Origin of the sequence: Corynebacterium silvaticum (assembly GCF_002162115.2) — a bacterium.
Classification (GTDB): Bacteria; Actinomycetota; Actinomycetes; order Mycobacteriales; family Mycobacteriaceae; genus Corynebacterium; species Corynebacterium silvaticum.
Genome location: NZ_CP021417.2, coordinates 646,467 through 662,843, shown reverse-complemented (window position 1 = coordinate 662,843; position 16,377 = coordinate 646,467). Strand labels below are relative to the sequence as shown.

General features: G+C 55.7%; 11 protein-coding genes and 1 pseudogene. 4 read left to right on the top strand and 8 right to left on the bottom strand.

Annotated features, from left to right (window positions below; genetic code table 11):
- Positions 1 to 37 precede the first annotated feature (37 nt).
- Both CBE74_RS15555 and CBE74_RS15550 read left to right on the top strand, forming a co-directional pair.
- Positions 38 to 541, top strand: coding sequence for a PPA1309 family protein (locus CBE74_RS15555; RefSeq protein ID WP_087453529.1), 504 nt, complete (start codon positions 38 to 40; stop codon positions 539 to 541).
- A gap of 44 nt (positions 542 to 585) precedes the next feature.
- Positions 586 to 1,254, top strand: coding sequence for a hypothetical protein (locus CBE74_RS15550; RefSeq protein ID WP_087453528.1), 669 nt, complete (start codon positions 586 to 588; stop codon positions 1,252 to 1,254).
- Between the two features lie 10 nt (positions 1,255 to 1,264).
- Here the strand turns inward: CBE74_RS15550 and CBE74_RS15545 are convergent, their stop codons facing one another.
- The gene (locus CBE74_RS15545) at positions 1,265 to 2,320 is read right to left on the bottom strand and encodes a YlbL family protein (RefSeq protein WP_087453527.1); all 1,056 of its coding nucleotides are present in this window, start codon (positions 2,318 to 2,320) and stop codon (positions 1,265 to 1,267) included.
- A gap of 81 nt (positions 2,321 to 2,401) precedes the next feature.
- Here CBE74_RS15545 and CBE74_RS15540 point away from each other — a divergent pair, with 81 nt between their 5' ends.
- Positions 2,402 to 3,790, top strand: a complete 1,389-nt coding sequence (locus CBE74_RS15540; protein ID WP_087453526.1) for a zinc-dependent metalloprotease — start codon at positions 2,402 to 2,404, stop codon at positions 3,788 to 3,790.
- Between the two features lie 68 nt (positions 3,791 to 3,858).
- Here CBE74_RS15540 and CBE74_RS15535 read toward each other — a convergent pair whose 3' ends face one another.
- Positions 3,859 to 4,374 (bottom strand): M48 metallopeptidase family protein, encoded by a 516-nt coding sequence (locus CBE74_RS15535; RefSeq protein ID WP_087453525.1) that lies wholly within the window; start codon positions 4,372 to 4,374, stop codon positions 3,859 to 3,861.
- On the opposite strand from CBE74_RS15535, the pseudogene CBE74_RS24545 reads away from it, so the two are divergent.
- Positions 4,373 to 5,261, top strand: a pseudogene (locus CBE74_RS24545) (hypothetical protein). The gene CBE74_RS15535 and the pseudogene CBE74_RS24545 overlap by 2 nt on opposite strands.
- A 5-nt stretch (positions 5,262 to 5,266) precedes the next feature.
- Here the strand turns inward: CBE74_RS24545 and CBE74_RS15525 are convergent.
- Genes CBE74_RS15525 through CBE74_RS15500 form a run of 6 tightly spaced genes read right to left on the bottom strand, consistent with a single transcriptional unit; the run spans position 5,267 to position 16,370 of the window.
- On the bottom strand, positions 5,267 to 7,318 hold the full coding sequence (locus CBE74_RS15525; RefSeq protein ID WP_087453524.1) for an ATP-dependent DNA helicase UvrD2: 2,052 nt from the start codon (positions 7,316 to 7,318) through the stop codon (positions 5,267 to 5,269).
- Positions 7,311 to 7,970, bottom strand: a complete 660-nt coding sequence (locus tag CBE74_RS15520; protein ID WP_087454844.1) for an NAD(+) diphosphatase — start codon at positions 7,968 to 7,970, stop codon at positions 7,311 to 7,313. The genes CBE74_RS15525 and CBE74_RS15520 overlap by 8 nt, the downstream gene beginning before the upstream one ends.
- A gap of 55 nt (positions 7,971 to 8,025) precedes the next feature.
- Complete coding sequence (locus CBE74_RS15515; protein ID WP_013910978.1) at positions 8,026 to 9,105, bottom strand: potassium channel family protein; 1,080 nt, start codon at positions 9,103 to 9,105, stop codon at positions 8,026 to 8,028.
- 36 nt (positions 9,106 to 9,141) lie between these two features.
- Positions 9,142 to 12,366 carry an ATP-dependent helicase gene (locus tag CBE74_RS15510; protein ID WP_087453523.1) on the bottom strand — a complete coding sequence of 1,075 codons (3,225 nt, stop codon included), beginning with the start codon at positions 12,364 to 12,366 and terminating at the stop codon, positions 9,142 to 9,144.
- Positions 12,363 to 15,527: an ATP-dependent helicase gene (locus CBE74_RS15505; protein ID WP_087453522.1), complete on the bottom strand. Its 3,165-nt coding sequence runs from the start codon at positions 15,525 to 15,527 to the stop codon at positions 12,363 to 12,365. Before CBE74_RS15505 ends, CBE74_RS15510 begins: the two co-directional genes overlap by 4 nt.
- Positions 15,528 to 15,530: 3 nt before the next feature.
- A complete protein-coding gene (locus CBE74_RS15500) occupies positions 15,531 to 16,370 on the bottom strand; it encodes a TIGR02569 family protein (protein ID WP_087453521.1) in 840 nt (279 codons plus the stop codon).
- Positions 16,371 to 16,377 lie beyond the last annotated feature (7 nt).

Here is a 16,377-nt window from a genome sequence, read left to right as displayed (position 1 = left end):
GGCAGTTTCTTCACAGGTGAATGTAAAGGATTTTTTAATGAGCACTCCTGACTACCCCATCCAAGCGTTAAATAAGGCAATGCTTGAGGCAGTCGACTTCATTCACGCCGAAGGATGGGACGCCTCACCTACGCTATTTGCTCTGGTCCCAGCGGAATTAGTGGGTTCAGCAATCCCAGAAGACGACGACTCTCCCCTCGCCCTCGTGGTCCAAGACAATCTCCCGGAACATATACAACCGGGTTCAGAAGAACTTGGAGATTATATCTCCCGCATATCTTGGCCAAGCCAAGTGATAGGCGCTGTTTTGGCTCAAGAGATCATGTTTAGAGATTCCTCTGATCCCACCGCAGGCCCCCGCCCGGCGCGCCTTTTCTCCGGCGTTCTCCAGGGCGATCATGAGTTGACGCTTTTGCAGATGCGCCCCTTGGAAGAAGAGTTGGAAGCGCGCGGTCCTTTCGCCGCCGATGAGATCGAGCTTAGAGGCGGGCCGGGGGTCGCACCTGGCGTTATCGCCGCTCTTCGCATGACATTGGATTAGAATCGAGTTGTTTCCGCCCGACTTATGCCTCAGGAGCTGATTCTGTGCTTTCCTCCACTCTTCTCCGCATGCCGCTGAGTATTCGTGCTTTTCGACGCCCAGCATGTGCCCTCGCGCTGTGCGGTCTTCTAGGGGTGACGGCGTGTGGCAGCGATCAGGAGGCTCCGGCTCCTGGGGCATCAGAAGCGTCCTCGCAGTCTGCGACAGAGACTACGAGGACTGCTCTGCCTAGTGAGCACGAGACCAGCGGGGTGGCGTCGACAAGCTCGGAAAAGGCCAATAAGAATCCCAATCTGAAGAAGGCCCGCAAGCAATTTGGTGCACTAGCGCCTAAGGAGTTTTTTGATCAGTTTGACTCTTGCGATGCAAACGGGGTTCAAAATTCGATGGCTTGTTCTGGGGAAAAAATTGGCCAATTCCAATTTTTTAAGTCCGATTCCAAAGCCGCATCGACAACACAGCTGCTCACGGAGCTTAGGAGCTCACGGGTGGTAGAAGATACCGGGCGTCGCGTTGTGGGCTGGTCTACGCTGGGTAGCACCGCAGTTATCACGGTGGTAGACAACAATGAGGGCCTGGTTATGCAGCAAATGGTCTCTACCGATGACAAGGACCCAGCGGAACAGATCTATGCGCTGGGCTTAGCGCAGCGCCCTCAGACAGAGAGCTCCACTATGGAGACTCCGGCCGCTACAGAGCCTGCGAAAAGCTAAGCCCTAGCTGCTACTTTTTACACGCCGTGTACTCGCCGCCGGTATTATAGGCGTCCATTTGCTTGATGGCATCATCCAGAGAATCAACGCTCAAGACGGTCATGCCGTCGTGATCTCTGCTTACGGCCTCCGAGCAGTTCTTGGCAGGAGCAAGGAATAGCTCTGCGCCAGCATCTTTAGCCGCTTGAACTTTATGCGCGATTCCGCCGATAGGGCCCACGGTGCCGTCGTCGTCGATGGTTCCAGTACCGGCCACAAACTTTCCGCCGTTGAGATCACCCCCACTGAGTTTATCCACCACGGCCAGGGAAAACATGAGTCCAGCCGAGGGGCCACCAATGTCTTTAAGGTGATAATCGACCGTGATTCCGCCAGCAGGTTTAGCCGCCATGCTCACCCCTAAGAACGGAATTGTGGAGTCACTGGGATTCTTGCCCAGTTTCCCCGTGGCATCGTGTTTTTGTCCGTCGCGTTGATACGTGATGGTGACGCTATCGTCGACCTTTTTCTTCCGAACCGTCTCGCGGACTTGTTTGGGGCCACCAACAGCCGTGCCGTCGATGGCTACTATCACGTCGCCTTCTTGAAGAATCCCATGCGCCGCAGACTCCTCGACGATCCCCGCGACCTCCGTTTCCACCGGGCGACCTAGATGATTCATCGCAGCGATGGTCGCAGAGGCTTCCGAGGATGAGAAAGCAATCTGGTTTTCTTGATTAACCTGATCCGGAGTTTTGTTCTTGGGATAGATGCGTTCCAAAGGAATAAGCGTGTCATCCGTGAAGAGCCATCGGCTAAGCGCCTGAGCCAGGGTCATCCCGCTGCGGATAGATACCGTTGTCATGTTGAGGTTGCCGCGAGTCTTATCAACGTCTGCACCACCAATCTCCACAACATCTTGCCCATCGATCTGCCCGAGCGTGTTGAACGTAGGACCTGGGCCTTCCGCCGCATATGGCACGGTTAAATCAATATCAGTCCCGGGAACGTGATCGATGGTGACAAGAGTTCCCAAGACGACGATGGGAAGGGCTCCCAGTGTAAGAGTGCTTAGACGACGTTTCACGAGTCCTTAGGGTACATGTTCGCTCACAGCGTTGCCTCCAACATGGCACAAATAGCACAAGAATCGGTACGGTTATGAAGCATGAATACCAATGGATTCGGTTTTTCTTTCAACTTCGGCGGCAATGGCGATGATGATAACAACGGCCGCAACAACAACCCCTTTGGCGCCGGTGGTTTGGGAGACATGCTGAACCAATTCGGGCAAATGCTCTCTGGAATGGGTTCCACGATGAACTCTCCCGAGGGACAGGGCGCGGTGAACTATGCGCTCGCCGAGCGGATTGCACAGCAGCAGATCGGTTCCTCTACCGCTGTGTCGGCCAACGACACCACTGCGGTAGAAGAAGCCGTGCGCCTGGTGGAAATATGGCTTGACGACGCCACCATTTTGCCCGCATCCGGCAATACCGTGGCTGCATGGGATGCTTCTTTGTGGCTAGAGAAGACTCTTCCTATGTGGAAACGACTCGTCACCCCGGTAGCCGAGAACATGGCTCAGGCTCAGGTGGACTCGCTGCCCGAAGAGGCTCGCGAGATGGTGGGACCCATGATGCAGATCATGAATCAGATGTCCGGCATGAATTTTGGCATGCAGCTAGGCCACGCCCTAGGTGATCTTGCCACTCAGACTATTGCTGGCACAGATTTCGGCCTCCCGATCGCCCCGACAGGTGTCACCGCCGTACTACCCGCTAACCTGCGCAAAGAAACCTCTGGTCTAAAAATTGAGGACCGCGAGATCATGGTCTATCTCAGCGCACGTGAGGCTGTTCGTCAACGGTTGTTCAAGCACGTGCCGTGGCTGCGGGAGCGACTCGTCTCTTCCGTTGAGGAATACGCAGCAGGCCTCGTCATCGACACGTCTCATATCGAAGAAGCCATGCGTGATTTGAACCTAGAGTCCGGCGACCCCACCGCGATTCAAAACGCTATGGAGCAGCTCCAGGGACTGGATATGAGCCCTCGCATTACCTCGCGTAACTCCCACGCAGCGTCTCGGCTAGAGACTCTCCTCGCGCTGATCGAGGGCTGGGTGGAGATAGTGGTGACTGAGGCCATGGGAGACCGCATCCCGTCGACAGCCGCCCTGAACGAGGCATGGCGTCGTCGTCGCGCCACCGGTGGTTCTGCGGAGCAGGCATTCGCCAAAGTCGTAGGGATTGAGTTCGCTGCCCCCAAGGTCGCCGAGGCCCAAGAGCTGTGGCGCCGAGTGGGAGTCGCCGTGGGCACTGAGCGCCGCGACCACGTGTGGGATCACCCAGACTTCTTACCCACCGCCGAGGACCTTGAATCTTCCGCTGAGTTCATCGACGCGCTTCTCGACGACTCCGCTGGCACCGACTTTGATCCCATCGCAGAGATCACCAAGTTGGAGGAAATGCTCGCTTCTGAGGGCGAAAACCCCGAGAGCAAGGAAAACCCCAAGCCGGAAGACGATTCCGACGATCAAGATCCCAAGAAGCCTTAAACCACCACCACTAAACCCCCGAGCTAGCCTCCTAGACTGCCACGCTAGCTCGGGGGTTTCTTGTAGTTTTAACCGCTCACCCGCTGCATGGCCTCCAGGAATCCCTTGGCCCGCTCCGCATAGGGCGCGCGGTCTGCCCATTCCCAAAACTCTTTGCTGTGACCGTTGTGGATGAACGTGTGCACGAGCTCATGGATAATCACAGAATCTACAACGTAGTCGGGGACTTCTCGCAAGCGATGAGAAATTCGTATTTCTCCCGTGCTTTGTGAGCACGACCCCCAGCGCCGCCGTTGATTGGTAACCCATTTGATGGAGCTTAGGTTGGCTTTCCCATCCAGGTAGCGTCGGTTCAGATACTGAGCGCGCTGGAAGAGCGCATCATTCGATTCTGCGGTGGATTGGGTTTTTCGTTTCACTTTTGCAGACATCTCAGCGATAACGCGCTGCTCATCGCTTTTGCTCATTGACTCCGGGATTCGGATTTGCACGCGCCCGTCGATAAGCCGAGCAGAAACGGTGCGTACCCGACGCTTCGAGCGGATCACTTCCACAGGAAGCTCAGGGGTGTTTTTACGGGGCATGACAAAAATGGCTCTCTGTGCTGAAATTACCGTCATGAACACGGGGGGGGGGGGAAACGTAGTTCTCAGTCCCAGTCATCAAGTATTGGTGCGGGCTCAGGGGATTCAGTTTGGGCTCGACTCAACGCGTGCAGGAATTTTCCCAGCACCACGCGAGCTTATCGATGCACTAGTTCCGATACTTCGCAGCTTACGCGAGCCGCGGGCAAAAGGTCAGATAATTTTTGAACTTACGTCCGCAGGGCTTCATCCTGTCGCCGCGCGAGGACTCATGGAAGACCTCCTCGCCCACGGCGTCATCAGGGCACAGAGCAAACCCCGCACTAGTGCGGTTATCGGCGACGACCCACTGGCAGACGCTGTCTCCGACCTCCTAGAAAAAAGTGGGATGCGCGTAGTGCGGTCAACCAATTTTCCTAGCACAGAGGAGTTTATGGATCATATCCAACGCCGAACCCTCATCATCGTGTGCAATCCTCGCGGAATAGACTCCTGCGTCGAGGATCACGTGAGCACGCACGGGTTTTCTCCTCCCTGTGAGGCTTATCGACGCCCACGGGATCGTCGGCCCAGTCCGTTTAGAAGAAAGCGGTCCTTGTCTCGCCTGCGGCGATCTCTACCGCACTGATTCCGATCCAGAGTGGCCGGCGCTTCACACCCAATCGATGCTTTCTGGTCGCCCTTTTCCCGCACCCCCGCACCTCATCGCAGCCACCGCTGCGCACACCAGCTTTGTGGTTCAAAGCCTTCTCGCACAGCATGACAACGCCTACGCCGTTATCTCGCCATCACTTATGCCCGGCGACAGCCTCCAAGTTTCTGCTTATGCCACAGAAAAACTCCCTCGTCTTTCCGCTCGCCCTCAGTGCCCGTTCTGCTGGGAGTAAGAGAATCAGCGAAATTGAGCCAAAGTTTCCAGCAAGCTACTGCCGTACTTCTCCGCTTTCATCTGACCAATACCGGAAATTTTTAGTAGGTCATCTGTGGTCGTTGGGCAGGCCTCGGCAATGGCGTGCAGGGTCGCGTCTGTGAAGACTATGTAGGCAGGCACACCGTCTTCTTTGGCCATGTCCAGACGCCACGCTTTCAGAGTCTCAAACACCTCCTCGTCAACGCCCGACGGGCAATCGGCGCATCTTCTCATCACAATTTCTGAGGGGGAACCCAGGGGCGAACCGCACACGCGACAGCGCTGTGAGTGCTTGGCACGTGGCGGGACGGCGACGTCGATAGGCTCTGCCACGATGCCGTCAAAGAATCGGCTTCTCTTCCGAGTCGCACGGCCTCCTTCCTGCCGAGCTCTTGACCACGAGCACACAAGGTGCTCCCGGGCGCGGGTGACGCCGACGTAGAAAAGCCTGCGTTCCTCTTCAATGTGAGAGTCTCCCCCTTTGATGGCGTGGGTGATCGGGAGGGTGCCGTCGACAAGCCCTACAAGGAACACCGCATCCCACTCCAAGCCCTTAGCCGCATGTAAAGACGCTAATGTCACTCCTTGCATCGTCGGAGGATGCTTTGCGCTGGCACGCTGATTGAGTTGTTCCAGGAGCCCCTGGATGTCCAGATCCGGCGTAGCGTGCGTCAATTCCACGGTGAGCTCCGCAAGCGCTTCTAGGGACTGCCACCGTTCGCGAGCCTGAGTACCTTCCGGCTCTTCCGGGGTTAATCCCACAGGGGCTAGCGCCGAGCGCACCAAGGTCTCCAGGGCAGAACCGTGGATCGACTCCGTTCCTGCGCGCTGTGCGACACGAACCAGCTGAGACATTGCTTGACGAATCTCCGCGCGCTGGAAGAACTCACCGCCACCGCGCACCTGGTAAACAATCCCGGCATCCGCAAGAGCTTGTTCAAAAGCCGCCGACTGCGCGTTAATTCGATAAAGCACCGCGATTTCCGAGGCTGCGACTCCCTTGCTCAGGAGCTCTTTAATCCTGCTCGCTACGGCGCGTGCCTCAGCGGGTTCATCGTCGAAAGTGCAAAATTCTGGCTCCGGGCCAGGCGGGCGCATTCCCTCCAACGTTAATCGAGTACCAGCCACTCGGCCCCGTGCTTTCCCAATCACCGTATTGGCGAGGTCTGTTACCTGGGGGGTCGACCTATAATCTCGCTGTAGCTTGACCACCGTTGCGTGAGGGTACTTACGCGAAAACCCCAAAAGATAATTAGGAGTCGCTCCCGTAAAAGAGTAAATGGTCTGGTTAGCGTCTCCCACCACGGTGATGTCATCGCGCTCCCCCAGCCAAGCATCAAGCACTCGTTGCTGCAGCGGCGTAACGTCCTGGTATTCATCGACTACAAAAGTGCGATATTGCTCCCGAAATTCCTCTGCAATCGCAGTCGAGTTCTCAATGGCTCCCGCCGTGTGCAATAACAGGTCATCGAAGTCTAGGAGCATGCCCTCACTTGTTGTTTTAGCCTGCTCATATCTGCGGTATACCTCAGCGATTTTATCTGCGGCTGCAGGAATCTTACGATCCTTCACATGCGCCACATAACGATCAGGCGTTATCAACGTAGCCTTTGCCCACTCGATCTCGCCTAGAAGATCTCTCACGTTTTCCGTAGTCGTTTCTATTCCCACCGAGCGCGCAGCCTTGCCGACAAGCGGAAACTTGTTATCCAGCAATTTCCACGGCAGATTCCCTGCCACTTGCGGCCAAAAATACGACAACTGACGCATCGCAGCTGAGTGAAACGTCTGCGCCTGCACTCCCCCCACTCCCATGACTCCTAGCCGGTGCCGCATTTCCCCGGCAGCGCGACGTGTAAACGTCACCGCAAGCACGCGGTTAGGACTAGCCATGCCGCGATCAATGAGGTTGGCGATCCGATAGGTAATCGTTCGAGTCTTACCCGTTCCAGCACCCGCAAGAATGGCTACTGGCCCGCGAGGAGCACTAGCGGCGGCCCTTTGATCGCTGTCCAGATCGTTGAGATCAATCATCGTTTTTCTTTACCCAATCCCACATCATGTCATGCGCAATACTGCCCGGAGCTGGAAGCTGGATGGTGCCTCGAACAATATCTTTACGTGTTACCCAGCGAATTTCTGTGAGCTCACCATCGGGTTGTACCACAGCATCCATATCCGTTGTCCGTGCTGTCATCCCCACCATAATGGCCCCACTATAAGGCCACGATTGGCTCTTTACATAGGAAATATGAGAGATACGTCTTCCAGTTTCTTCCCACGCTTCTCGGGTCAGCGCTTGTTCAAACGTCTCCCCCATTCCCAGGTATCCGGCGATCAAGGAGAAATACCCGCGGCGGTGAGCGTTCTCCCCTACAAGCACATACTCATCAGACTCTGACGTAATCAGGCCAATCACCGCCGGATCAATGCGGGGAAATACCTCTTTTCCATCGGGCGTCCGGCCAATGGTGGGCGTGCTATATTCCAGTCGTTTCCCAGACGCTGGGTCATACACCATTAATTCGCGGTTGCGTAGAACAGCGAGAGCCGTTGCTACCCATGGGATATGAAGCCGCGCTGCTGTGCCTGTTATCGAGTCCACCACGTCAGGGGCGACTCGTTGCACTAGCAGCTGATCCGTCACGTGAAAGGCAGGTGTATCCGGACGAGGAGAAGACAGCACTGGATTACCCTTATGGACAGGAACCCGTCCAGCGAGATCAACCAGCAGGCACTTCTTAATCTGAAACATCCTCACTAAAAACTCGTCGGATATAGAGCAGACGATCGCCAGGTTCCACGGTCTCCGCCTCTGGAGAATCGATCCGATAGAGCTCACCAGAGCGCACAACGCCAAGGACAATATCTGCCAAGTGCCGAGGATTAGCGCCCACCTCATCTTCTCCCACCGGGCGTTCCGCAACGGAAAAACCCTCATCTGGGGACAACAGATCTTCCATCATCTCCACCACCGAAGGCGTCACCGTGGCCAAACCAAGCATGCGGCCTGCGGTCTCAGAAGAAATCACCACTGAGTCTGCGCCGGATTGCTCTAAGAGGTGCTGATTCTCGGATTCCCGCACACTAGCCACAACCCATGCGCTTGGTGCCAGCTCTCGCACAGAAAGCGTCACGAGCACCGCGGTATCGTCGATATTGGGTGCTACCACGACGGCCTTCGCCTTGGGCACACCGGCAAGTTTGAGCACCTCTGATTTAGTGGCAGAACCATTAACCGTCACAAGCCCCGCGGTATTCGCAGTCTCCAGCGCTACCGGATCGGTATCCACCACAACGATCTCTTTAGGAGACACACCGTCCGCCAGCAGTGCAGAAACTGCCGAACGTCCTTTAGTTCCATATCCAATGACCACGGTGTGGTTTCGCATGCGTTTCCTCCAGCGCTGGATTTTCCATGCTCGGCGCGATTCCTCTGTGAGCACCGACAACGTCGTGCCGACCAAGAGGATAACGAATGTCAACCGAAGCGGAGTGATAATGATGATGTTGAGAAGACGAGCCCCCTGAGTCACCGGCGTGATGTCGCCATAACCGGTGGTGGACAAGGAAACCGCCGAATAATAAAGAGCGTCAATGAAAGTCAGATGCTCGCTGTAGCCGCCTTTGTCAAAGTAAACAATCAAGGCCACAAGGAGAATCAGCACCAACGCATAGCCAAAACGCCGAGCAATCAACCGCACTGGGCTGATCAACGGGTTTCCGGGGATACGAATAACGTTGAGCAGGGTATGCTCTGGCAACTCGGTGAGTTCCTCATCCCCGAGGTATCGACCCGCATCGCGGTTGGTCAACGGCATTATGCTCCTAGGTTCTTCTCAAAGTGCTCATCAAGATTACATGTTCAACGTAAGCATGTGAGCTAACGACGCCTCATCCGGAAGCTCACTGGGTTGATAGCTAAAATTGCGCCCCACATAATGGAACAGCGCTTGTACCTCTGACGGATCAACGCCCTGCAATCGAGCCCACGCTAATCGATACACTGCCAGCTGCAGCGATACAGAACGACGCTCCGCGGCTTCTGTCGGAGGCTGTCCTGTCTTCCAGTCAACAACAATCCATTGTCCATCCGTGTTCTTAAACACAGCATCCATCCGACCTCGGACTATGTGCTCACCGATAGACACTTCAAACGGATGCTCCACATATTCAGGAGTTCGGTCCGCCCACTCGCTGTCCAAAAATCGGTTTTTCAGGGTCTCCAATTCTGTTCCATCCAGGGCATCATCGATACCAGGAAGTTCATCGGCATCCAACAGAGCCGTGGAACCAAAACGGTCTTCAAGCCACTGGTGGAAAGCGGTTCCACGCTTGGCATAGCTATTGGGTTTGAAAGGAACTGGCCGCCGGCGTCGTCTAGCAAAAGCTTGGGGATCCTGCGAAAGATTCACAATGTCTGAGGCCGTAAGCTCAAGCCCTAATTCCACAGGCACAATCGGAGTGCTCAGCTGCTGATGTTCCTCGATAAGCGCGGTGACCTCTTGTTCCCATCGCTCAAAAAGATCGCCGTCTTTTATCAACTCAGGAAGCTCCACCATGGCTTTCTTAACCGCATCTGCACCCTCGGGCCGCAGCTCTTGCGGGAAAACCCCGGTTTCTGGAAGAGGCGGCTCGAGGGCATCATCGGTATCACCGTCAAACCACTCCACAACGGAGTCCGGCACTTTAGTGCGCAACATATCAAGATGTGTGTAAGGCCCCGGAGGTGAAGCTTTGGTGGTATCAGTCGACGCAGTAACCAGAACGCGCTGCTCCGCGCGGGTCAAAGCCACGTAGAATAAGCGCGCATTCTCTTCCTCCTCCATAGCTCGAAATTCTGCTATGTGGGCGTCTCCCTGCTTTTTCAGGTCAGCTGGGGATTCTGGGGAATCGATATACCAAACGGGAGCTCCCACCAAAGAGTCGTCTTCTCGTGCATCCCCGCGAAGCGCCGATGGCACGGCGGACTCGTTACTCAGCCACGTCGACGTTCTTGTCTTATAGGTGCTGGAGTCTGCATGCGCAACGCTCACGATCTGCCACTCCAGGCCTTTCGCTTTATGCACAGTAAGAATCTGAACACGGTCAGAACGAACCTGCACCTCTCCTGGTTCTAAGCCATCCTCATGGCTTCTACTGAGCTCAAGGTAATCCAAAAACTGGCTCAGCGTGGCATGGGGAACCCGAGCAAAATCCGAGACAACCTCAGCAAAGCGATCAAGATGCGCAGTCCCAGGGGCCCCGTCGGCATATGGATCTTCTCGTTGTAGCACCTCGGTGCGAATTCCGAATACTCGCTCGATGTCTGCAAAAAGATCCGGCAACGAATGCCCCAAACTGTGGGTACGCAGATACCTCAGCTCGGATGCCAGCAAGCGCAGCCTCCGCAGTCCCTCATCGCTATAACGAGTTGAGCCGCCTTCTTCCCGAGGCGCGTCAAGGTCAGCGACGGCCTCTGCCAGTCCCACAACTGCTTCCGGTGCCTTAGGAAGGGTTTCGGCGATTATCTGTTCCAGACGCTCAAGTGGATCAGTCTTTTTCTCTTCTCTATCGTCTTTTCCGCGTCCCGCGAGGTTAGCCGCACGATTAGCCAGAGCCAGAATATCTGCTGCTCCCAGACCCACGTGCGGACCGGCTAAAATGCGCAGCGCAGATTGTGTGTCTTGGGGCCGGATGAGCATCGCCGCAACTGCGATCATGTCGGCCACCTCGGGGACGTCGATAAGCCCAGCTAAACCAACAATTTCCACGGGAACACCCCGCGATTGCAGCTCTAACGCTATGGGGGCAGAGTGCCGTTTTTTTCGGACCAATACAGCGGCGGTAAAGTTCTCGCCCCGGTTCTTATAAGCCTCCGCCAACTCGTCGGCTATAAATTCTCGCTCTCTTTCCGCACTAGGGAAAAATCCCAGGGTCACCTCCCCGTGCGGAGCCCCTTCACGGGAAGAGAGCGGCTGTACCGTTCGACGAGGATTATCCGGGGCACCAAGGACTTCCCTGGATACCTCATTGGCCAACTGAAGAACCTCGGGAGGATTACGGAAGCTCACTGTTAGCTCGCGCTTTTGAGCGAGGTCATCGCCTAAAGCAAAGTCCTCCCTGAAGCGCTCAAGATTGGCAGAAGTAGCTCCACGCCACCCGTAGATCGACTGCATCGGGTCACCCACTGCGGTGACTGCAGCGCCGCTGAAGAGACTGCGCAACAATACCCGCTGTGCGTGTCCGGTGTCCTGGTATTCATCCAGCATCACCACGGAATACCGATCTCGTTGGGAAGCTCCCACCTGCGGGTTTTCCTCAGCGAGCCTAGCCGCAAGCGACATCTGCTCCCCGAAGGTCATGAGATTATTCTGGGCTAGGTGTTGCTTGAGCATCGCAACCATGGGCAACATTTGCTTGCGGATTATCTGCCGTTGTTTCCATCCGACAAGGGTCTGGTTCAACCCGCGTTTCGACGCCGCCTCCACGTCATCCAGCACCGATAAAAATGCGTCCGTCTCTTCCACAATGTCCTGCGGCGAAACGATATGGTTGTCCATGTCAGACACCAAGGACAAGAGCTTTTCCGTCGCGCTCACCGGTTGGGTCTGCGCGTCTAGGGCTCCTGAATAGTTGATAACGATGTCATAGGCGATCTGGAAAAGCTCAGTCTCTGTGATTAACCGTGAGGAGGGCTCCACGGGCAAGAGCAAACCATATTCGCTGATCAAACTGCCGGCATAGGAATCGTATGTGGAGACCGTTGGGGCGATAGCCTCTAACTTATGAGACAGCTCCCCGCTTGGATCAATGTCTTTCAGCGCATCCATACCTGCAAGTTGTTCAAGCCTGCCTCGGATACGTTGAGAGAGTTGCTGGGCAGCTTTCCTGGTAAAGGTCAGCCCCAGAATGCGATCGGGGTCCACCATGTTATTGGCCACCAGCCATACCACGCGAGCAGCCATGGTTTCCGTCTTACCAGCACCCGCACCAGCTACCACCAACATAGGTCCGAGTTCAGCACCGATGACTGCCGCTTGCTGAGGCGTAGGAGGGAATTTCTGCTTGAGTAACCGCGATAGTTCAATCGGATCTATCATGCCGGGGTCATCCTTCCTTCGGGCTGCGCTGGGCATATATTTTTTATCGAGCACTGTGAGCACCCATCGTTAACAATTGCTACAAGGCTGGGGCCAGTCAGGCTCTGGACCAGCGGCGGCAACAAGTCTGCAAATTCCTGCAGTTCCTCTGCGGTTTTTGTCGCCTGCTCGCGGGTGCTGATCGTCTTTGTTTTCGAGCCTGGGTACACCAGTACCGCTTGATCGACTTTCAGCGATTCTTCACCGCTTCCGCTGATCACATCGCCATTATCGCTAAGCTTTCCGTTGCTCAATGCGAGCTGGTATGCCGTCAATTGCTTGTGATTTGAGACGTCCTTTGCGCTTGGGACGTTGGATCCCGTCTTATAGTCGATGATTCGATAAGCGCCGTCGCTCGTACGCTCTAATCTGTCTATGCGGCCTCTGATAGTGATGCCTTCTGCAATCCGCGTATTCACTAAGGTTTCCACCCCCACCAGCTCATACTTGGCTGCAGATTCCGTTATCCATTTTTCTAGCCGCTCAATTATGTGTGTCCACGCGGTCTCTTCCGATTCTTGCCGCCACGCAGGGGCATTAAGCAGCTGGAGGAAGGCCTCAGTGGTGAGTTTCTTCGCTGTCTCCGAGTCCACTCCCCGGGCTAGTGCTTCCGCGTATGCATGCGCCAAAGAACCTTTGAGCATCTGGAATGGCGTCTCTTCTTCCTCGACAACAGCATCGAGTCGGGCACGCAAAGGGCACGCCAGGCCCTTCTCTATCAGGGAAGGAGAAATAGACCGTTGGTCTAATGGTTGCTCCGTAGAGGGGCCTCCTTCACCCCACCATTCTTCAGGATGGGCCCCCGGAACTCCTGCCGCTGCCAGCCGTGCTAGCTGACGAGCAGCTTGGTCTCGACGCCGCTGCGGCGAGTCACTGTTGCGGACTTCTCGACGCAACTCCGCCACCATTGCCGGAACGCTCAAGAGCCGAATATAGTCTTCCAAGCCTGTGTCTTCAGGTGCCAAAGGTACAGAAAGATCAGCGTACGACGCTTCACTCTCCTGCACGTGTTGCTGGAAGCAAGAAGGATCAAGCTCGTTCATAAAACGCGATGGCTCGGCTACGTCGTTAGCTTCAGGTGCTTCTACAGCGGTGATATAAAGACGCTGCGTGGCCCGACTCTTAGCCACGTGAAAGAGGCGGCGTTCCTCGTCCAGACGCTCTTTAGAACGCATGACGATGGTATTAGGGTCGATGCCTGAATCAACGAGATCCGTCAGCTCTTCCTGACCAAAGAGCGTCCCGGTTTCACCAAGAGAAGGCCAACTCCCCTCTTGCACTCCCGCGACTATCACCGTATGCCATTGCTGCCCGAGCGCCGCATGAGCTGTAAGAAGCTGTACCGCCTGTGTGCGGACTTGCCGGCGGTCGCGCACACCTGTGGGCAACTCTTGTTCCGCTATGTGGCGCATAAAGGACACGATGCCTGCCGTGGGGCGTCGTTCCACCCAGTCACCCGCAGCGTCAAAAAGTGCCATCGCAGCATCAAGATCACGATCCGCCTGCGAACCTGCGGCACCGCCTCTTAGACTTACTGCTTGAAGGTGATTGGCCAAACCGGTCTCATGCCAGATCGCCCACAGGATTTCTTCGACGCTACCGGGTTGAGCACCCCGCGACAGCACGTTTCTGATTCTTTCCAGAATCTGCAGTTCTCTTTCAGAAAGAACCGCCTCAGCTTCCCCGGCTAGGGCAGCCTGTTCTTCTGAAGGGCGGGGGCTTATGAGGATTTTTAACAGTTCTATGGCACGCCGGCTACCGCCGCGTCTCATCTCGACTTTACGCAGTCCACGATAAAGCCGACGCAGAGTCACAGAGTCTGCGCCACCAATGGGTCCTAGAAGGAGGTCTTCCATGTCACGGTTGTTGAGCTCCCCGTATATCGCTCTCACGGCAAGAATCATTGAGGAAACAATGCGCTGCTCGCTCAAGATGATGTCCGTTGGATCAACCTGCACGGGAACCCCTGCGGCCAGAAGCGCCCGCCGAACAGGCGCGACCAGCCCCGTAGAACGCACGATCACTGCAATCTCATCCCACGGAACCTCATCAATCAGATGAGCCCTACGGATTGTGTCTGCAATGTATTCAAAGTGTTGCCCTTGGTTTTCAACAATCCGCGCCGTAGTCTCAGGTAGCCGCCGCGTCGTTTCCAAGACCAGCTGATGATCTGCAGGATACGTAGTCAGAAACTCTGGGGTTGCACCACGAAAATGAAACACCGATTGCTCTGGGTCTCCACCGATGATGCCAAATTCTGCGTAGCGTAACAGCTCGCTCATAAGTTGCGCGGATTTAGGGTCAAGGTGCTGGGCATCATCAACGATGATTGTCTTCCACCCTTGATCCGGGATCTGATACTCAAGCACAGTGCTCACGAGTTCAGAAGCACTCAGACTCTTCGCTCCGCCAAGGGCCATCGTTTGTTCATATTCCCGCAGGAAAGACCCGGCGGCGCTCCACATCGGCCGACGATATGTCTTCCCTAGTCTTTCCAGGTCTTCTGGGCTCAGTCCTCGTTCGACTGCGCGTAAGAGAAAATCTCGGAGACCACGAGCAAAGCCAACAAGGCCTAGCGCATCACGCGTCTCTTGTGGCCAGATGTGGGCTGCTTCTGGGTCCTCGCTGTGTCCTTGTAATAGCTCCCGAATCACCGCGTCTTGCTCGGCACCTGTAATAAGCCTCAGTTCTTCTCCACTTAGGCTTCGGAGCAAGGCAAAAGCAAGCGAGTGCACAGAGCGCACCATCGTGGTAGCCGCTGTATAGGACTCTCCCGAAAGACGCGCGGCAATCCCGGCGCGCAACCGAGTAGCGCTTTCCTTTGATGCTGCAATGACAAGAATGCTTGAGGGATCTACTCCGCGGCGCAGACGCTCTGCGACAGTATCCATGATCAGCGTAGACACGCCCGAACCGGCAGGACCTAGTAAGCGCCATATACCGGTTTGGTTCTTAAAGAGATCATTGTCCCAGTCGTGTGTCTCTACATGATGCTGCGCAGAAACGATGCGTACCTGCGGCGCAGGTGGCTGCCTAAAAGCTGCTCGTTGAGAATTCGGATAACCCGAGGTAGCCGCCGCTTCCGGTGCCAAAGGTGTTTCCGAGGTCGCTGAGAGGTTCATGCCTCATAGTGTGACAGATACCCTTGACATCACGGCCTTGGCTACCCACTCTAAGTTCGTTCCTGTATTCGATGTGGCATCTGGATGAAGCGCATGTACTGCTGTGCGATACGCCAACGCGCGTAAGAGTAGCTGGTCAAGGTGGGGAACATGGGAAAAGCGTCCAATAATGCCCTCGTCTACTGCGCCGACGCTGAGGGCGTCGATAATGCTGAGTGCAGCCGTATAACCATAGGGACGAGCTACCCCCATCACGTCTGTCACGGTGGGTGCCTGCACGCCGGCGTACAGCGTCGTGGCAAACATGTCAGCATGAACAACCTGGTTCGGAGCGTCTATGTCGCGTAACAACAGTTCGACTTTGGGCATGATGTTGATGGCCGTTAGGTGGCGCGGGATTGAATCTTTCAGATCAATCGCCGACGTCGGAGAGGCATGCCACGCTATATGGTCTGCAATGGAAAAAATGTCTGTGGCATCCACGTCTTTGAAGGAAGCAGGCACATCCACGGTGCTCAGTGCCAGGTCTAGGCGTAATGCGGCTGCCACGGTTTCGTCGACACGTCGGGTCAGTATCCCCGGCGCAAAACTCGATGCCCGCCATCCTGCGTTGATGAATCTACCGTCGGTAGATTTGATCGGGCGAACAATCCGCACGCCCTCTGGCTGCAGTTTTTCTCTAATCCGAGAGGACCAGGCCGCGCGCACGGGGTGTGCGACCTGTGAAAAAACCACTGATCCGACTTTCCAACCGTAATCCCACGCTGCGCCTATGGCGCGAGCGGGTTCATCCGGCGCGTGAAACACATTGCGGACGTGAGGGGGAAGAGCCGTGAAATCCATGAGTTGT

Bases quoted from the DNA above. Each gene is read 5' to 3' on its own strand.
- CBE74_RS15540 (WP_087453526.1), top strand. From the start codon at position 2,402: ATGAATACCAATGGATTCGGTTTTTCTTTCAACTTCGGCGGCAATGGC.
- CBE74_RS15505 (WP_087453522.1), bottom strand. From the start codon at position 15,527: ATGAACCTCTCAGCGACCTCGGAAACACCTTTGGCACCGGAAGCGGCG.
- CBE74_RS15535 (WP_087453525.1), bottom strand. From the start codon at position 4,374: ATGCCCCGTAAAAACACCCCTGAGCTTCCTGTGGAAGTGATCCGCTCG.
- CBE74_RS15510 (WP_087453523.1), bottom strand. From the start codon at position 12,366: ATGATAGATCCGATTGAACTATCGCGGTTACTCAAGCAGAAATTCCCT.
- CBE74_RS15500 (WP_087453521.1), bottom strand. From the start codon at position 16,370: ATGGATTTCACGGCTCTTCCCCCTCACGTCCGCAATGTGTTTCACGCG.
- CBE74_RS15555 (WP_087453529.1), top strand. From the start codon at position 38: ATGAGCACTCCTGACTACCCCATCCAAGCGTTAAATAAGGCAATGCTT.
- CBE74_RS15525 (WP_087453524.1), bottom strand. From the start codon at position 7,318: ATGATTGATCTCAACGATCTGGACAGCGATCAAAGGGCCGCCGCTAGT.
- CBE74_RS15515 (WP_013910978.1), bottom strand. From the start codon at position 9,105: ATGCCGTTGACCAACCGCGATGCGGGTCGATACCTCGGGGATGAGGAA.